Raw genomic sequence first — 14,806 nt, 5'->3', positions numbered from 1 at the left:
TTCTAAGCGCCAGCCATGCGCTGCCGGCGCCAATGCCGCCATGCCACCAGGGCATTGATCCAGTAAGCAGCATACAACGCCGCCGTCAGGTACAGGCCCCGGCTGGCATAGAGCGGCACGGAGATGGTGTTCACCAGCAGCCACACTGGCCAGGTCTCGATGCGGCGTCCCATCAGCAGTACTTGCGCGATGATGGAGAACATCAGCACCGTCGAATCGACAAACGGTGCGAAGGCATCGGTGAAATGCTTCAGCATCAAGCCATAAGCTGCGGTGGCGGCGATACCGGCCAGCACCATCTTCAGCAGCGTTGCGCGGCGCGTGGTGCGGATGTGCAGCGCGTGGCCATGGTCGCCGCGCAGCCACTGGCGCCAGCCGATGACGCAGGTGACAATGAAAAACAATTGCAGCGCCACGTCGGCATACAACTGCGCTCCGTAGAACAGCACCGAGAATAGCGCGCAGCCGGCAATACCGGTCCACCAGGAATGGATGTTGTTGCGCCCGGCCAGGAAGATCGACACGGCCATGACCGCGTTTGCGGCTATTTCGAGGGACATCATGTTCATATCGGGCATCAAGGTGTCGACAGTATGACCAGCAAGCCGGGCATGTCTTCGCCGCTTTCCTGGCGTAGCGTGCTCGGGGTGATTTCATGGATGGTGAAGCCGAGGCTGCGTGCCAGCGCTTCGATGCCGGTGCGCGAATGCGCATAGCGTCCCGAGGAGCGCAGTGCGAAGTCTTCCGCGCCGTCGTGCCGCTCCACCGAAAATGCCAGGCGGCCGCCGCTGCGCAGCGCCAGTCGCGCCACGGAGAACACGGGCTTCAGGTCGCCCAGGTAGACAAACACGTCGGCCGCGACGATGACGTCGACGCTGGCCGGGCGCGCGCGCAGATAAGCCACCATCTCGCCGCAATACAGGCCGTCGTACAGGCCGGTATCGCGCGCACGGTCCAGCATGTGCGACGACAGGTCGACGCCTTCCAGCAGGCAGGCCAATGGGCGCAAAAGCGGGCCGCACAAGCCGGTGCCGCAGCCGGCGTCCAGCATATCGAGCTCGCCCGCCGGCAGGTGGCGGCGCAGGGCCTCCACCAGCAAGGACGGCGTGCGGTAGCGCAGCACGTCGACCAGGTGGCGGTCGAAGTTGCCGGCGTACTGGTCGAACAGCGCCTTCACATACCCAGCGGGCGAAGCCCCCGGCGCCTGTTCCGCACCCATGATGGCCAGCATGTAGCCGACGGTGTCGGCCTCCGCACCAAAGGCCAGCGCCGCCTGGTAGGCCGCGACTGCCTCCTCGCGGCGCCCCATGGCGCGCAAGGTGTTCGCCAAGCCAAGCTGGGCGCGCGCATAGCGCGGGCGCGCCGTCAGCGCATCCTGGAAGCTCGATAGCGCTTCTTCATGGTCCTGGGCACGCAGCAGCAAGGCCCCGCGCGAGCACCACGCTTCCGCGTACTCCGGCTGGATGTGCAGCGCACGCTCAAAGCCTTCCAGCGCATCGGCCGGCTGGCCCAGCGCCAGCAGCGAGATGGCTGCGCCGTGCAAGGCTTCCGGATATTCAGGCCGCGCCTGCAATGCCGCGCCGAAGGTGTCCAGCGCTGCCTCGTGGCGCGCCAGCGATTGCAGCGTCAGTGCACGGTTGCACAGCGCGTCGGCATACTTGGGCGACAGGCGCAGCGCCGCATCGAAGCTTTCCAGGGCGCGCTCGAGATGCCCCAGGTGGCGCAAGGCGTTGCCGCGGTTGCTCAGGGCGATCGCGTAACCGGGCTGCAGGGCCAGCGCGCGCTCGAAGCTGGCCAGCGCCTCGTCGTAACGGGCCAGATCCTGCAGCGCAACGCCGCGGTTGCAGTGGGCGATGGCGCGGCGGCTGTCGATCGCCAGTGCGCCATCGATCAGGTCCAGCGCACGTTGCGGTTCGCCCTGCTGGCGCGCCAAAGCGCCGCTCAGGTGCAGGGCATCGAAGTTCAGCGGCTGGGCGCGCAGCACCTCATCATAAATGGCTTGCGCAGCGGCTAATTCGCCTTTCTGGTGCAAGGCAACGGCTTGTTGCAGGAGTGCATGTATTTCTTTCATGGCCGTATTACACCAAGTCGTCACACGCGCGTCAAACGGCCGTCATATTCGGCCAGCAGAATGCATGCACCTGGCGCTGCGGCGCCACTACCGGGGCCGGCGGTCGGGAAATATACCGGCACCACACTGACCAGCTTTTCTCTTTACAGCAACGCTGCCATCTGAAACACTGTCCTCGTGGATATTTTCGGATGCCCTCGGCCATGAGGCTGTTGCTCGCTGCACTCCTGCTACAACTCGCCAATCCTGCCGGGGCCTGTACCTTGCGCCTGGCGCCCGAAGAATGGCCACCCTATTTTTATCACAATGACAAGGAAGTGCTGGGCGGCGTCGATTTCGAATTGCTGCAGGCCATCGTCAAGCAGGCGGGCTGCGTCCTGCAATTGGAAAAGGAAATGCCGCCCGCGCGGCGCAACGTTTTGTTTCAGCAGGGCAAACTGGATCTGCTGATGGCCGCTTCCGCCACCGAAGAGCGGCGCGGCTACGCCCGTTTCAGCCTGCCCTACCGGCAGGAGACGGTCGGCCTGTTCACCGTGCCGGAGAAGCTGGACAAGTTCAAACGCATCGACAGTTTCCAGGACATCGTCAAGCAGCATGCCAGCCTGCTGGCACCGCGCCTGGGCTATTACGGCGACGATTACGATCGCGCCGCCCCGCTGCTGAACGCGGAAGGACGACGCAGCACCTTCGGCACGTTCGAACAAGGCGTCAAGATGCTGGAGGCAGGGCGCGGAGACCTGATCATGGGTGACGCCCATGCCCTGCGCCACATCGCGCGGCAGCAAAACATCAAAATCGTGCAGTTGGCCTATATGCCCTACCGCGCGCCGGTGCACCTGATGCTGAATGCCGCCAGCACCACGCAAGCGCAACTGGCGCGTATCAACCAGGCGATCACCCAGCTGGAGCAGAACGGATCATTGGCCGCCATCCGGGCGCGCTATGGCATCCACTGATCACTTCCTGAATTCCACGTAGGCGGCAGGAACGTTGATGCCTTTGTGGACCCAGTCGTAAATGGCATAGCCTTTGAACGCGGTCAGTTCGGCGTGCGACTGCGCCTGCTCAAGTGACATGCCCTTGGCGTGGGCATCCTGCACCGCGGCCTTCAATGCGGCCAGGTAGTCCAGGTGCCACTTCATCGCTTCCCTGGCGATCACCGGACCGTGTCCCGGCACGATACGCGCGTCCGCCGGCAGGAAATCATAGAGGCGGGTCAGCGTGTCCAGCGTATCCTGGACATGGCCGTCCAGCAGCCATGGCAGCGAAGGCTTGCCGGCGATCACCGGGTTGCCGGTAAAGGCCACCTTGGCCTGCGGGTCCCATACCACCAGGTCGCCGCCGGTCTGCCCGAAGCCGAAGTCGATGATCTCGACGACCTTACCGCCCAGGTCCAGCTGCACGCGGCTGTCCTTGGCCACCAGCACGTCACCGGTGCGCGGCCTGATCCTGTCGATGCCGCGGCCTTTGCCGAATGCTCCCTCCATGAACTGGACGTCCTTGGTGAAGTTAGCGTCCACGTATGCCTTGGCTGCAGCGTGCTGGATGACGGTGACCGACTTCGGCAAGAAGTAATTGCCGTAGGAGTGATCGCCATGGTAGCTGGTATTGACGGCGTAGCGGAGCGCACCGTGGCGCTTTGCCTCCGCCATCACCTGCTTGTGCAAGCGTTCGTTGAGCATGGTATCGACCACCAGCACACCCTTGCTGCCGGCCAGGATGCCGGAAGTGGTGGCGATCGGTACGCCATCCGCCGCCCTGGCCGCGTCGGCCGGCACCATGGCGTACACGCCGTCGGCCAGCTTGTGCGCCTTCAACTCGACCTTGTTGGCATCCCATACCGGCTCGCCAGCCTGCGCAGCACCGGCGGCCAGCAACAATGCGGCGTCAGTCATCCTGATTTTCATGCTTCTCTCCTGTGAAGGTTTTATACTGGCCCCCATCATAGGCGCATGCCTGACGCCTGCGGGCCTCGCGCTGAGCACACAGAATCCACGGGAGAAGAACAATGCAGGACCGCTATGAAGATTTGAAGACGTTTGTAGCGGTGGTGGAAGCGGAAGGATTCTCCGGTGCGGCGATACGCCTTGGCGTGGTCAAGTCGGCGGTCAGCCGGCGCGTCAGCGAACTGGAAGACCGCCTCGGCACGCAACTGCTGGTGCGTTCCACCCGCAGTATGAGCGTTACTGAGGCCGGCGCCCTGCTTTATGAGCGCGCATTGCGCCTGCTGGACGACCTTCATGATGCGGAGGCCGAGGTTTCGTCCGGCAGCGCCGCCCTGCGCGGCAAGCTGCGTGTGGCAGGCCCGATGTCTTTTGGCGTGATGTGCCTGGCGCCGCTGGCGGCGGATTTCGCGGCACAGCATCCCGACCTGGCCGTTGAATTGGACTTGAACGACCGCATCGTCAACATCGTCAACGAGGGCTTCGACCTGGCGATCCGCATTTCGCGCCTGAAGGATTCGAACCTGGTGGCGCGCAGCATCGCCTCGATCGAGCATACCGTATGCGCCAGCCCGGCATACCTGGCGCAGCACGGATTCCCCGTCACGCCACAACAGCTCGCGTCGCACAGGGGGCTCGCCTACAGCAACCTCGACGACGGCGCGTACTGGTCCTTCCGCGATCCGTCCAACGGCGCTCCTTTCAGCGTCGACGTGCGTTCAGCGTTCCGCGTCAATAACGGCGCCGCGCTGCGCGAAGCGGCGGTGCAAGGGCACGGCGTCGCCTACCTGCCGCACTTCATCGTTGCGCAGGCGATCGCACGCGGCGAATTGCGGCCTTTGCTGGAGGGCTGGCGCAAGGCTCCAGTGGAGGTTTATGCGGTCTACCCAACCCGGCGCAACCTGCCGCTGCGGGTACGTGCCTTTATCGACTTCCTGGTGAGCCGCTACGCAGGAAATCCAGCACTTCTTCATACAGTTTGAAACGCGCAGCCTCGAGATGCATGACGTGGGTGCCGCGCGGGACAATCGCGTAGCGCGCGCCCTTGATCGCGGCCTGCAGCGCGCGGTAGTCTGTGTCACTGGGCCATGCATCCCATTCGCCGCGCACCAGCAGCACCGGCATTTCCAGCCGTGCAGGATCGTAGTAAGTGCGGCCTTGCTGCAGGTCGGCCAGGTCGGCGCTCGGGCCGGCGGGAAAACGTACCGCACCTTCGCGGCGCCCGTCCGATGCCAGCCATTGCGCACCCCAGCGGGTGAAGATATCGGCGTGCAGCAGCGGAGATTCTTGCGGCGGGCGCAGGCTGTCCATGGCGGCGATGCGCTGGGCCGGCGTCAACGCCTCATAAGGCTCGGCAGGCTTCGCAGGTGCGGGCGCCTGGGCGGGCGCCGCGCGCGGCGTGATTGCCGCAAACAGCACCAGCTTTGCCACCTTGGCAGCGTGGTCCTGCGCATAGCGCGCAGCCACCGATCCGCCCCAGGAATGCCCAATCAGCACCACTTGCTGCCTGCCGGTCTTGCGCAGAATGGCACCGACCGCGCCGCCTACATCCTGCGCCACCTCGCGCGCACGGCCGGGCAGCGAGGCGGCATCGGCATCGGCAGCAGCATCGGCAGCGAAGCGATCCGACAGGCCGTAGCCGGGAAAATCGAGCGCATACACGTCGTAACCGCGCGCCGCCATCCAGTCCATCCACGACTGGCCATCCATGCGGAAATCGAAAGACAGTCCCGAGGGGAAGGAAGACCCGTGCACGAACAGCACCGGTGGCGCACCATTGGCACGGTCAGGCGCGGTGTGGCGCACGCGCGCCACCAGGGCCGGAAGGTGGCTGGGAATATCGATCACTTCGTAGGCTGGCATGGCTGGCTCCCGTAAAAGCCATCATGCTAGCGACAGGCTCGCCGCAACAATTCGCCCGTCGACGAAGGATCGATGCTTCAGCAGACCTTGAAGACGCGCAGCCAGTCGCAAGTCCACATGCTGACGCGGTGCAGCAGCCCGGCAGGATCGCCCCAGATATAGAAGGCGGCTGCAGCCAACACCGGCACGAAGACGAATCGCTTCATTTCAGCACATAGCTCGCCAGGACTGCCTGCACTTCATAAATGCTCAGGCGCTTATTGAATTTCTGCGTGAACGGTTCCGAGGTGCTGGAGATCCAGATCTTCAGGTCCGCGTCGAGGTCCAGCGTGCCGCCGGTCTCGATGCTGAAATGCGTCACGCTCTTGTAAGGGATCGAGTGATATTCCTTCTTGCTGCCCGTGACACCCTGGATATTCACCACCACCAGGCGCTTGTCGGTGAAGACGAAATAGTCGCGTATCAACTGGTAAGCATGCTCCACTCGCTCATTCGGCGCAAGGACTTTCGCGAAGTCCTCCCGCAAGTCCTCTATATCGATCTTGGAAGCGTTGCCCAGCATGCCATCAAGGATTCCCACTTTAAACCTCCTTCTCAATGTTCAAAGTGGGAATCTATCACGTTACAGGCGGCAGCTGGCTACCGGGGTGGACTCCACCACAAAGCTGTAATGCGCGGTGTAATCGCCCTGCACCGGCTGCGTGCCGGAAACGCCGGCGTTCGGGCCGATGATGTAGGTTTGCGCTTTCGGAATGCCCGCATCGGCATAGGCTGCAATATCGGTCGTGGCGTTGCCGTAGGCACGCACGATGTTCATGCCGACCGTGTTGCGCAGGTAGCGCACGTAGTCGGTCTTGAACTGTTGCGTATTCGGCGGAATCGGGCCGTCGCCATAGGGATTGGAGTGGTAATGCCATTGGCCCATGTTCTGGATCTTCAGCCATTCCAGCCCGTCCTTCGTGACCCAGTATGGGCGGCCGGTGAGGAAGATCACCTGGTAGCCTTTCTGGCGATAGGCGTTCACCACCTGGGGCGCAAAGGAATACGCCGTTGCGGTCTTGACGCCGACGTAGTCGGCATAGGCTTCGAAATCGTTGATCGTCAGTGTACCGTCGATGTCGAACAAGACCGCGTCGCGGCTTGGATCGACAACGCTCAGGTAGCCGTTGGTACTGCTCAAGTCACCCTCCACCACAAAGCGCACCACATAATCGCCGACCGGGCGCACGCCCAGCGGCACGTTGATCCTGCCATCGCTATTGGTGATGAAGTTTCCCAGGTACTGCCACTGCTGCATGCCGGTACCGTAAAGGTAGGCGTGCACCCGCTCGCCCTCCAGGTCCTTGTGCAGGACCGCGTCGTAATCGAATTTTCCGGTGATCGTCGCCGCCTGGCCAGCCTTCACGATGGCGTCGTGCGCCATGTGCCAAGGCTTGTAAATCCCGGCCAGGATGGTGTTCCCGAAATTGGCGAAACCCTTGCGCACAGGGCCCGATAGCGTCGGCGGGTTGGCCGCCGTCACATAGTCCGGGCAGGCTGCCATTGCCGGCAGGGTGGAAAAGGCGCACGCGATTACGACCGCACGGCTAACGGTATTCAGCATCGGTTCCTCCTTTGAGTGGTCTACCCGCTAAAACTAGCAGGACTCTGCTACAAGTAAATGACCGCACGAGCCAAAATCTTAGAGGTGTACCTCCATCGTCTTCAAACCGTTCCTGGGGTAAGTTTGCCGGTTCAGGACACTCACTATCGGAGGCAGAATGAAGCTGTCAGGCGCCATCGTTTCCCTCCTGTTCGGGATGCAGGCTTTGCACGCCGCAGACCTGGGCCTGGGCATCCGCACACAGTACGACGTGGCGATGGACACGCCACTCAATCGCATCCAGGTGCTGGGCGCGCACAATGCCTGGAATGACAGCGGCGCCACCTGGGCCAACCAGCGTTGGCCGATGAACCAGCTGCTCAATTCGGGCATCCGCAATATCGACCTTGACCTGCACATGAACAATGGCCAGGTGCAGCTATGCCATCAGGATTGCTCGGCGATCTACGGCGCCGCCGACAACTACCCCAATGAATTGTGGAAGATTCGCAACTGGCTTGATGCCAATCCGAAGGCAATTGTCTTCGTCGACCTGGAAGACCGCGCCAACAACCAGGCCGGCGTAGTGGGGCCGTTGACGGCGGTCTTCGGTTCACTGCTGTACAAACCTTCCGACAAGCCTGCCAGCCGCTGGGAGTCGGCGCGCGAGATGATCGCCCGCGGCAAGCGCGTGATCGTGAAGTCTGCCAACAACACCTACGACGGCACCGTGGTCTGGCAAGGCCCGTTGTTCGCGACCGGCGCGGCGGGCGGCTGGAACAGCCGTCAGGTCAAGTTCGTCAACACCGCCAACTGCACGGTGGACGGCGCGCCGATCGACCAGGAAAAGATCTATGCCGTTTCCGACTCCAAGCTTGGCAAGGACGTGCTGCCCGATTCCTGGATCGACGAAACCGGCACCATTGACGGCTCCAACATCCCCGGCCTGATGCGCTGCGGCGTGGACAACGTCGATGCGGATCGATGGGACGAAGGCATGATCGCCTCCGCCATCTGGTCCTGGGCCGACGGCGAGCCGAACGACTACAACAACGAAGACTGCGCCCAGATGCGTGGCGATGGTCGCTGGAACGATGCCGCCTGCACCACAGCGCTTCGCTTCGCCTGCCAGGACAAGGAGCGGCCGGACGAATGGCGCGTCACCCCGGCCGCAGGCGTCTGGCAAGGCGGCAAGCAGGCTTGCGCCGCAGCCTTCGGCAATGGCTTTGCGTTTTCCGTTCCCGCCAATGCGTACATGAACGAACGCCTGCGCCTGGCGGCCGGCGCCAATCCTGTCTGGCTCAATTATTCCGACCAGGCGGAAGAAGGCAAATGGGAAAAGTATGACGACGCGCCGACGCGCTGGGATACTGGCGCCTACGGCAACAATGAGGACCGCGCGCAAACCTTGCGCCTTCCCGGTGCCGGCGCGGTACGCATCAATATCGGCGGCTCGCTTGGCGCCGGCGACGTGCTGCGCGTCTACGACAGCAACCGCCGCCTGCTGCAAATCTTCAGCGGAGCGCTTGCCCATTCACTGGTCGTGGCCGACAGCGCCATCATTGCGCAACTGGTATCCGATGCTGCCGGCACATCCAGCGGCGCAAGCGTCAGCATCGAGGCACTTGCCACCTCCTGGAACAGCGGCGCCTATGGCAATAATGAAGACCGCTCGCAGTGGCTAACCATTCCCGGCGCAGCCGCGCTGAAGGTCTACCTCCATGGCAGCACCGATGCGAATCGTGATTTCATCCAGGTCTACGACCGCAATGGCACGCTGGTGAAATCGCTGTCCGGCGCCATCGCTACCAGCTTCATGGTGAACGGCGACAGCGCGCGCATACGGCTGGTATCGGATGGCTCTATCGCTGGCACGGGCGTCACCGCCAGCGTCAAGCCTGGCAATGCCTATGTGTTCCGCAGACTGGTCGATGGCCGTGGCAAGTGCATCGACATTGAAGGCAACAATATGGCCAATGGCACGCCGGTCCATCATTGGAGCTGCCAGGGTCAGGTCACGCAATTGTGGTACCACGACCCGGACGGCCTGCTGCGCAGCAAGAACAATCCGGACAAATGCATCGACGTTTACGCCTTTGGCACCGGCAACGGTTCCAAGCTGGTGGTCTGGGACTGCAACGACAAGACCAACCAGCGCTTTTCGTGGTCCGGCCAGACCCTGCGCCCGGCCCATGCCCCGGGCAAGGCGGTCGACGTCAAGGACGCCTGGTGGGGCTCATTCGATGGCCAGGACCTGCACCTGTGGGATTACCAGGAAAGCTGGGGCCAGACCTGGCACTGGGAGTGATCAGAAAGTGAACCAGGCCGGTTGCAGGTCCTCCGCCCTCATGCGCCCAGGGTCGACAATCGGCGCAAAGCGCTGCAACCGCCCTTGCGCTTCCGAAGCGTAGCGGTGCGCGAAGTCCTCGCGCGCTGCTAGCGTCCGCAGGTAGTAACCATCGTCGGTCCGCAGCCAGTAGTCGACGTGATGCCCCAGTTCGTGCAGCAAGGTGCGAAACAGTACAGTATTGCGCAAGCTGGCCGGCGTAGGACGGAACTCGAACCCGCGCCGCGTGCCGACAATCTCATGGCCGTCATCCCGCAGTCGGGCCAGCTCGCGTGCGCGTTCGGGATCGATGTGCTTTCCCCAACGGTAAGGCAGCAGAGAACGTGACTCCAGGATGATCGCGGGGCCATTCAAGCCCTTACCTTCGAAATTCCAGATGGCGCGGCCCCATGCAGGCGAGTGCACTTCCTGTTTTCGGGTCGGCTGGCGCAGCACGATGTAGTCCACCAGGGCCTGGTGCGCAGCAGGCAGCTGAGTCAAGACGGCCACGATATCGTCTATCGTGCAGGGATAGGCAAATCCAGCCCGTACCGGCTCGATGATGAAAAGCAGCTCGCGCGCGCCTGCCCGGCGCCGCACGATTACAGGATTTGCCAGTTGTTCGAAAAACGCGGTGCTGCGATTGCTGTAGAAGGGAATGTCGAAATTGTTATCGCGCCCGAGGCCATTTGCCTTGGTGCCGGCATTGCGGTTGCGCCGCGTTGGTTTCCAGCCAGGTCTCATGCCACTTTCCTTCCATTTGCCAAGAAGTCCGTCGCAGCGTAGGCAGCCAACGGACGGGCGAAATAATAGCCTTGCAGCAGGTGGCATCCCAGCTTGCGCAATTGCGCGGCCTGCATCGCATCTTCCACGCCTTCCGCCACCAGTTCCAGGCCCAGGTTACGCGCCAGGCCCACTGCGGTGGCGCAGATTTCCAGGTCTTTGGCAGACCTGCCGATATCCCGTACAAAGCTGCGGTCAAGTTTGAACGCATGCACGGGCAGCAGCTTCAGGTAGCCAAGCGAGGAATAGCCGGTGCCGAAGTCGTCGATCGAAAGGCGTACCCCCAGGGCGCGCAATGCCTCCAGTCTTTCGATCGAACGCTGGGGGTCCTGCATCAGCACCGACTCCGTGATTTCGAGCTCAAGGTCGCCGCCCTGCAGGCCGGCGCGCTGCAAGGCCGACTGCACGGCTTCGCCGAGATCAGACACCAGCAGCTGCTGCGCCGACAGGTTGACCGCAACGCGCAGGTCAGTGAAACCGTTTTCACGCCAGTTCGACATTTGCCGGCAGGCGGCATCGATCACCCACGAACCGATGGCGGCGATGGCACCGGTGGCTTCCGCCAGCGGAATGAATTTATCGGGCATCACCAAACCCAGCGTCGGATGATGCCAGCGGATCAGCGCTTCCATGCACACCACACGTTCGGTGGCCGCGCAAACCTGCGGCTGGTAGTGCAGGACGAACTGCTCTTTTTCGAGCGCTTCCTTCAGCTCGGTTTCTAGGCCAATGCGTTCGTTCAAGGACTGCTGCAGTGATGGATGGAACACGCGCAGGTTGCCTGGCCCGGCGTCGCGCGCCTGGTGCAAGGCCAGGCCCGCCGATGCCAGCAAGTCCTCAGCCGACGAAGCATGGTCGGGATAGACCGCGACGCCAGCGCTGAAGGTCATGTTCAGCACGGTGCCGGGAATGCTGAACGGCGCCTTGGCTGCGGACAGTATTCCCTCCACTTCACTTTCGATGCCGGCCCAGGTCTTGTGCCCCGCAATGCCGACCACGAAGCGCGCGCTGCCAAGGCGCGCCACCAGCATGCGTTTCCCGCAGTGATCGCGCAGGCGCTGCGCCACCTCGACCAACAACTGGTTGCCGGCCTCGTAGCCGCGGGTGCCGTTGATGATCGCCAGCCGGTCGAGGTCAAGCAGCAGCACGCCCATCCTGGTCAGGTTCGATTCGCTCTTGACGAACATCCTGTGCAGCAAGTCCAGCGCACCGACGCGATTGGGCAAGCGCGTCAGCGCATCGTTGCTCAGCGCATGCTCAAAGCGCAGGCTGGCGCGCTTATGACTCTCCATCTCGCGTTCCAGCGCAGCGCTGATGCGGATCTTGTCGGTCAGGCGTTGCGTGGCCTCGCGCCGCACCAGCAGCAAGTAGGACGCGGCGAGGAAAAGGAAACCGAACCCGCTAAGGAACGGCAGCTGCAGCATGCCCGCATCGGTGGCGCCGCCGAGCGCAGTCGTGACAATAATCAGCACCACCGAAAGCCATACCAGGCGGTTGGAAAAACGCACGCGCTCGCTGCGCGCGCGGATGCAGAAGATGGCCGCATACACTGCTGCACCCAGCGACAGCAGGCGGTTGATGGCATAGGCCGGCGTCGTTTCGCCCGCCAACAGGAAGGCACGCTCGCCCCACCACAGCTCTCCCGGGACGTCGACCGTCAGCACGGAAAAGCGATAGCCATAAGGAGCGACAAAGTTTTCAAACAACAGCCAGGCTGTCACGCACCCGACAGCGTAAGCCAGGCGGAACGACCACTTGCGAGCATCGAGCGAGGCAAGCAGGTACCAGATCTGCGGTATCAGCAGCAGCGAGAAAAAGTTCACCCATTTGTGAGCCGTAACGGCCACCGCCAAGTCGGGAGCGGCCAACTGCCGGACGTTGGAAAGTTGAAACAACGCAAACGTCAGGCAGATGACAGCGAAGGTCCAGCAAGCCCGCACGTATGAACTGCTGCGCGCCAACAACGCTGCCTGGAATGCACACATTGCTAGCGCTCCCACGGAGATCAGGTAGAGCGAAGCAATGGGCGTATCCATACAGTCCTCGATTTCTTTTTGGCAATGCGCGTTATTTTATTACAAACACGAAAACCGCCCATTGTTCTTTAGGGGAACGCAGTCGGCCAGCCGACGTTATCGGGCAAGGGCCGCGGGCAATTACGCGGCAGCTTCCCTTTGCTCCATCAGGAAGTTGGTGGCGGCATGCGCCGCAAGCGGGCGCGCAAAGTAGTAGCCCTGCAACAGGTTGCACCCGAGATGACGCAACTGCATTGCCTGCACCGTGTCTTCCACGCCTTCGGCGACGATCTCGAGGCCGAGCTTGCGCGCCAGACCAACCGCGGTGGCGCAGATTTCGAGATCCTTTTCGCTGGTGCCGATATCGCGCACGAAACTGCGATCGAGCTTGAAGGAATGCACAGGCAACATCTTCAAGTAGCCAAGCGAGGAATAGCCGGTGCCGAAATCGTCGATCGAAAGCCGCACGCCCAGACCACGCAAGGTCTCCAGCCTTTCGATGGAGCGTTGCGGATCCTGCATCAGCACCGATTCGGTGATTTCAAGTTCAAGGTCCGCGCCCATCAGACCGGCACGCCGCAAGGCCGATTTCACGCTGTCGTCAAGATCGTCCAGCAACAGCTGCTGCGCCGACAGGTTGACCGCCATGCGCACTTCGCTGAAGCCCAGGGCACGCCAATCCTGCAGTTGCCGGCAAGCGCTTTCGATCACCCACGCGCCGATCGACGCGATAGTGCCGGTCGATTCGGCCAGCGGGATGAACTTGTCCGGCATCACCAGCCCAAGCTCGGGATGCTGCCATCGGATCAGCGCCTCCATGCCCAGCACGCGTTCCGTGACCGCACAAACCTGCGGCTGGTAATGCAGGAACAGCTCCCCGTTCTCAAGCGCATCCTTCAACTCGTTTTCCAGGCCAATGCGCTCGCTCAGGGACTGCTGCAGCGATGGGTGGAAAGTACGCATACTGCCCGGCCCAGCGTCGCGCGCCTCGTGCAGCGCCAGTCCCGCCGATGCCAGCAGGTCTTCCGCCGACTCCGCATGGTCGGGATAGATTGCCACACCGGCGCTGAATGTCATGTTGAGGATATTGCCCGCTACCGCGAAAGGCGGCTTGATCGCAGCCAGGACGCCCTCCACTTCGCGTTCGATTCCTCCCAGGGTCTTATGGCCGGCAATGGCGACCACAAAGCGCGCGCTGCCAAGACGTGCCACCAGCCGGCGCTTGCCGCAGTGTTCGCGAAGGCGCTGCGCCACCTCGATCAGCACCTGGTTGCCAGCTTCGTAGCCACGCGTGCCGTTGATGATCGCCAGGCGGTCCAGGTCGAGCAGTAGCACCGCCATGCGGGTCATGCTCGATTCGCTCCATGCGGACATGGTACGCAACTTCTCCAGCGCGCCTTCGCGGTTCGGCAAACGGGTCAGTTCGTCGTTGGTCAGGGCGCGCTCGATGCGCCTGCTGGACAGCTTGTGGCTCGCCAATTCGCGCTCCAGCGCGGCGCTGATACGAATATTCTCGGTCAGGCGCTGGGTCGCCTCGCGCTTCACCAACAACAGGTAGGATGCGGCGAGGAACAGGAAACCGAAGCCGCTCAGGTAAGGTATGGGCATCATGCCGGTATCGGTCGCGCCGCCCAGCGCTGTCGTCACGACGACCAGTGCGGCCGAGCTCCACACCAAGCGGTTGGAAAAGCGCGCCCGCTGCCGTTGCATGCGGACGAAATAGAAGACGGCAAACACCGCCGCGCCCAGCGACAGCAAGCGGCTGACCGAGTATGCTGCGGTCGTTTCGCCGAAGAGCAAAAAGGCATGCTCGCCCCACGCCAACTCAGTGGGAGCATCACTCGCCAATGAGGAAAAGCGATAGCCATACGGGACCATGAAATTGTCCACCGCCAGCACGGCCGATATGAAGGCGATGCCGTAGCTAAGACGGAAAGCGGCGCGGCTCGGGTCGAGCGAGGCGACCAGGTAGCAGAACTGCGGCGCCAGCAGGAGCGAGAAGAAATTGACCCATTTGTGGGCCGTGATCGCCTCCGCCAGTCCGGGCGCCAGTTGCTGCCGCACGTTCGCGTACTGGAAGCAGGCAAATGTCAGGCAGATCACTGCAAACGCCCAGCACGCCCGCACATAAGAGCTGTTGCGTGCCACCAGCGCCGACTGGAATGCCGACATTGCCAGCGCACCTGCGGAGATCAGGTAAAGCGAAGCAATGGGAGTATCCAT

General features: G+C 62.7%; 13 protein-coding genes. 3 read left to right on the top strand and 10 right to left on the bottom strand.

What is annotated here, in order from left to right; genetic code table 11:
• Positions 1–2: 2 nt before the first annotated feature.
• Both pnuC and BM269_RS15280 read right to left on the bottom strand, forming a co-directional pair.
• The gene (gene pnuC / locus BM269_RS15285; RefSeq protein ID WP_090438729.1) at positions 3–563 is read right to left on the bottom strand and encodes a nicotinamide riboside transporter PnuC; all 561 of its coding nucleotides are present in this window, start codon (positions 561–563) and stop codon (positions 3–5) included.
• A gap of 14 nt (positions 564–577) precedes the next feature.
• Positions 578–2,071, bottom strand: a complete 1,494-nt coding sequence (locus BM269_RS15280; RefSeq protein WP_090438257.1) for a tetratricopeptide repeat protein — start codon at positions 2,069–2,071, stop codon at positions 578–580.
• Between the two features lie 203 nt (positions 2,072–2,274).
• On the opposite strand from BM269_RS15280, the gene BM269_RS15275 reads away from it, so the two are divergent.
• The gene (locus BM269_RS15275; RefSeq protein ID WP_090438726.1) at positions 2,275–3,027 is read left to right on the top strand and encodes a substrate-binding periplasmic protein; all 753 of its coding nucleotides are present in this window, start codon (positions 2,275–2,277) and stop codon (positions 3,025–3,027) included.
• On the opposite strand, the gene BM269_RS15270 is transcribed toward BM269_RS15275, so the two are convergent.
• Positions 3,028–3,978 carry an MBL fold metallo-hydrolase gene (locus BM269_RS15270; RefSeq protein WP_090438254.1) on the bottom strand — a complete coding sequence of 317 codons (951 nt, stop codon included), beginning with the start codon at positions 3,976–3,978 and terminating at the stop codon, positions 3,028–3,030.
• A 101-nt stretch (positions 3,979–4,079) separates the two neighbouring features.
• On the opposite strand from BM269_RS15270, the gene BM269_RS15265 reads away from it, so the two are divergent.
• On the top strand, positions 4,080–4,997 hold the full coding sequence (locus BM269_RS15265; RefSeq protein WP_090438251.1) for a LysR family transcriptional regulator: 918 nt from the start codon (positions 4,080–4,082) through the stop codon (positions 4,995–4,997).
• On the opposite strand, the gene BM269_RS15260 is transcribed toward BM269_RS15265, so the two are convergent.
• From BM269_RS15260 to BM269_RS15250, 4 genes are all read right to left on the bottom strand, one after another.
• A complete protein-coding gene (locus BM269_RS15260) occupies positions 4,939–5,877 on the bottom strand; it encodes an alpha/beta fold hydrolase (RefSeq protein ID WP_090438248.1) in 939 nt (312 codons plus the stop codon). The two genes, BM269_RS15265 and BM269_RS15260, sit on opposite strands and share 59 nt — an antisense overlap.
• A gap of 77 nt (positions 5,878–5,954) precedes the next feature.
• Positions 5,955–6,083, bottom strand: a complete 129-nt coding sequence (locus BM269_RS29995; protein WP_255372309.1) for a hypothetical protein — start codon at positions 6,081–6,083, stop codon at positions 5,955–5,957.
• On the bottom strand, positions 6,080–6,457 hold the full coding sequence (locus BM269_RS15255) for a PH domain-containing protein (protein WP_090438245.1): 378 nt from the start codon (positions 6,455–6,457) through the stop codon (positions 6,080–6,082). Before BM269_RS15255 ends, BM269_RS29995 begins: the two co-directional genes overlap by 4 nt.
• A 42-nt stretch (positions 6,458–6,499) precedes the next feature.
• The gene (locus BM269_RS15250) at positions 6,500–7,480 is read right to left on the bottom strand and encodes a lipin/Ned1/Smp2 family protein (protein ID WP_211482699.1); all 981 of its coding nucleotides are present in this window, start codon (positions 7,478–7,480) and stop codon (positions 6,500–6,502) included.
• Between the two features lie 157 nt (positions 7,481–7,637).
• Between BM269_RS15250 and BM269_RS15245 the strand changes: the two genes are divergently transcribed.
• A complete protein-coding gene (locus BM269_RS15245) occupies positions 7,638–9,767 on the top strand; it encodes a ricin-type beta-trefoil lectin domain protein (protein WP_090438241.1) in 2,130 nt (709 codons plus the stop codon).
• Here BM269_RS15245 and BM269_RS15240 read toward each other — a convergent pair whose 3' ends face one another.
• The 3 genes from BM269_RS15240 to BM269_RS15230 all read right to left on the bottom strand — a co-directional run bounded on the left by BM269_RS15240 (position 9,768) and on the right by BM269_RS15230 (position 14,806).
• Entirely contained in the window at positions 9,768–10,529 is a 762-nt protein-coding gene (locus tag BM269_RS15240; RefSeq protein ID WP_090438237.1) for a hypothetical protein, read from the bottom strand.
• A complete protein-coding gene (locus tag BM269_RS15235) occupies positions 10,526–12,604 on the bottom strand; it encodes a putative bifunctional diguanylate cyclase/phosphodiesterase (RefSeq protein ID WP_090438234.1) in 2,079 nt (692 codons plus the stop codon). The genes BM269_RS15240 and BM269_RS15235 overlap by 4 nt, the downstream gene beginning before the upstream one ends.
• 120 nt (positions 12,605–12,724) lie before the next feature.
• A complete protein-coding gene (locus BM269_RS15230; protein WP_090438231.1) occupies positions 12,725–14,806 on the bottom strand; it encodes a putative bifunctional diguanylate cyclase/phosphodiesterase in 2,082 nt (693 codons plus the stop codon).

It is taken from the genome of Duganella sp. CF458, from assembly GCF_900113115.1.
Classification (GTDB): Bacteria; Pseudomonadota; Gammaproteobacteria; order Burkholderiales; family Burkholderiaceae_D; genus Rugamonas.
The sequence above is the reverse complement of the archived record's forward strand: the minus strand, read 5'-3'. Positions and strand labels throughout refer to the sequence as shown.

Coding starts and splice junctions, on each gene's coding strand:
- BM269_RS15240 (WP_090438237.1), bottom strand. CDS start 10,529: ATGAGACCTGGCTGGAAACCAACGCGGCGCAACCGCAATGCCGGCACC.
- BM269_RS29995 (WP_255372309.1), bottom strand. CDS start 6,083: ATGAAGCGATTCGTCTTCGTGCCGGTGTTGGCTGCAGCCGCCTTCTAT.
- BM269_RS15230 (WP_090438231.1), bottom strand. CDS start 14,806: ATGGATACTCCCATTGCTTCGCTTTACCTGATCTCCGCAGGTGCGCTG.
- BM269_RS15250 (WP_211482699.1), bottom strand. CDS start 7,480: ATGCTGAATACCGTTAGCCGTGCGGTCGTAATCGCGTGCGCCTTTTCC.
- BM269_RS15235 (WP_090438234.1), bottom strand. CDS start 12,604: ATGGATACGCCCATTGCTTCGCTCTACCTGATCTCCGTGGGAGCGCTA.
- BM269_RS15275 (WP_090438726.1), top strand. CDS start 2,275: ATGAGGCTGTTGCTCGCTGCACTCCTGCTACAACTCGCCAATCCTGCC.
- BM269_RS15245 (WP_090438241.1), top strand. CDS start 7,638: ATGAAGCTGTCAGGCGCCATCGTTTCCCTCCTGTTCGGGATGCAGGCT.
- BM269_RS15270 (WP_090438254.1), bottom strand. CDS start 3,978: ATGAAAATCAGGATGACTGACGCCGCATTGTTGCTGGCCGCCGGTGCT.
- BM269_RS15265 (WP_090438251.1), top strand. CDS start 4,080: ATGCAGGACCGCTATGAAGATTTGAAGACGTTTGTAGCGGTGGTGGAA.
- BM269_RS15260 (WP_090438248.1), bottom strand. CDS start 5,877: ATGCCAGCCTACGAAGTGATCGATATTCCCAGCCACCTTCCGGCCCTG.
- pnuC (WP_090438729.1), bottom strand. CDS start 563: ATGATGTCCCTCGAAATAGCCGCAAACGCGGTCATGGCCGTGTCGATC.
- BM269_RS15280 (WP_090438257.1), bottom strand. CDS start 2,071: ATGAAAGAAATACATGCACTCCTGCAACAAGCCGTTGCCTTGCACCAG.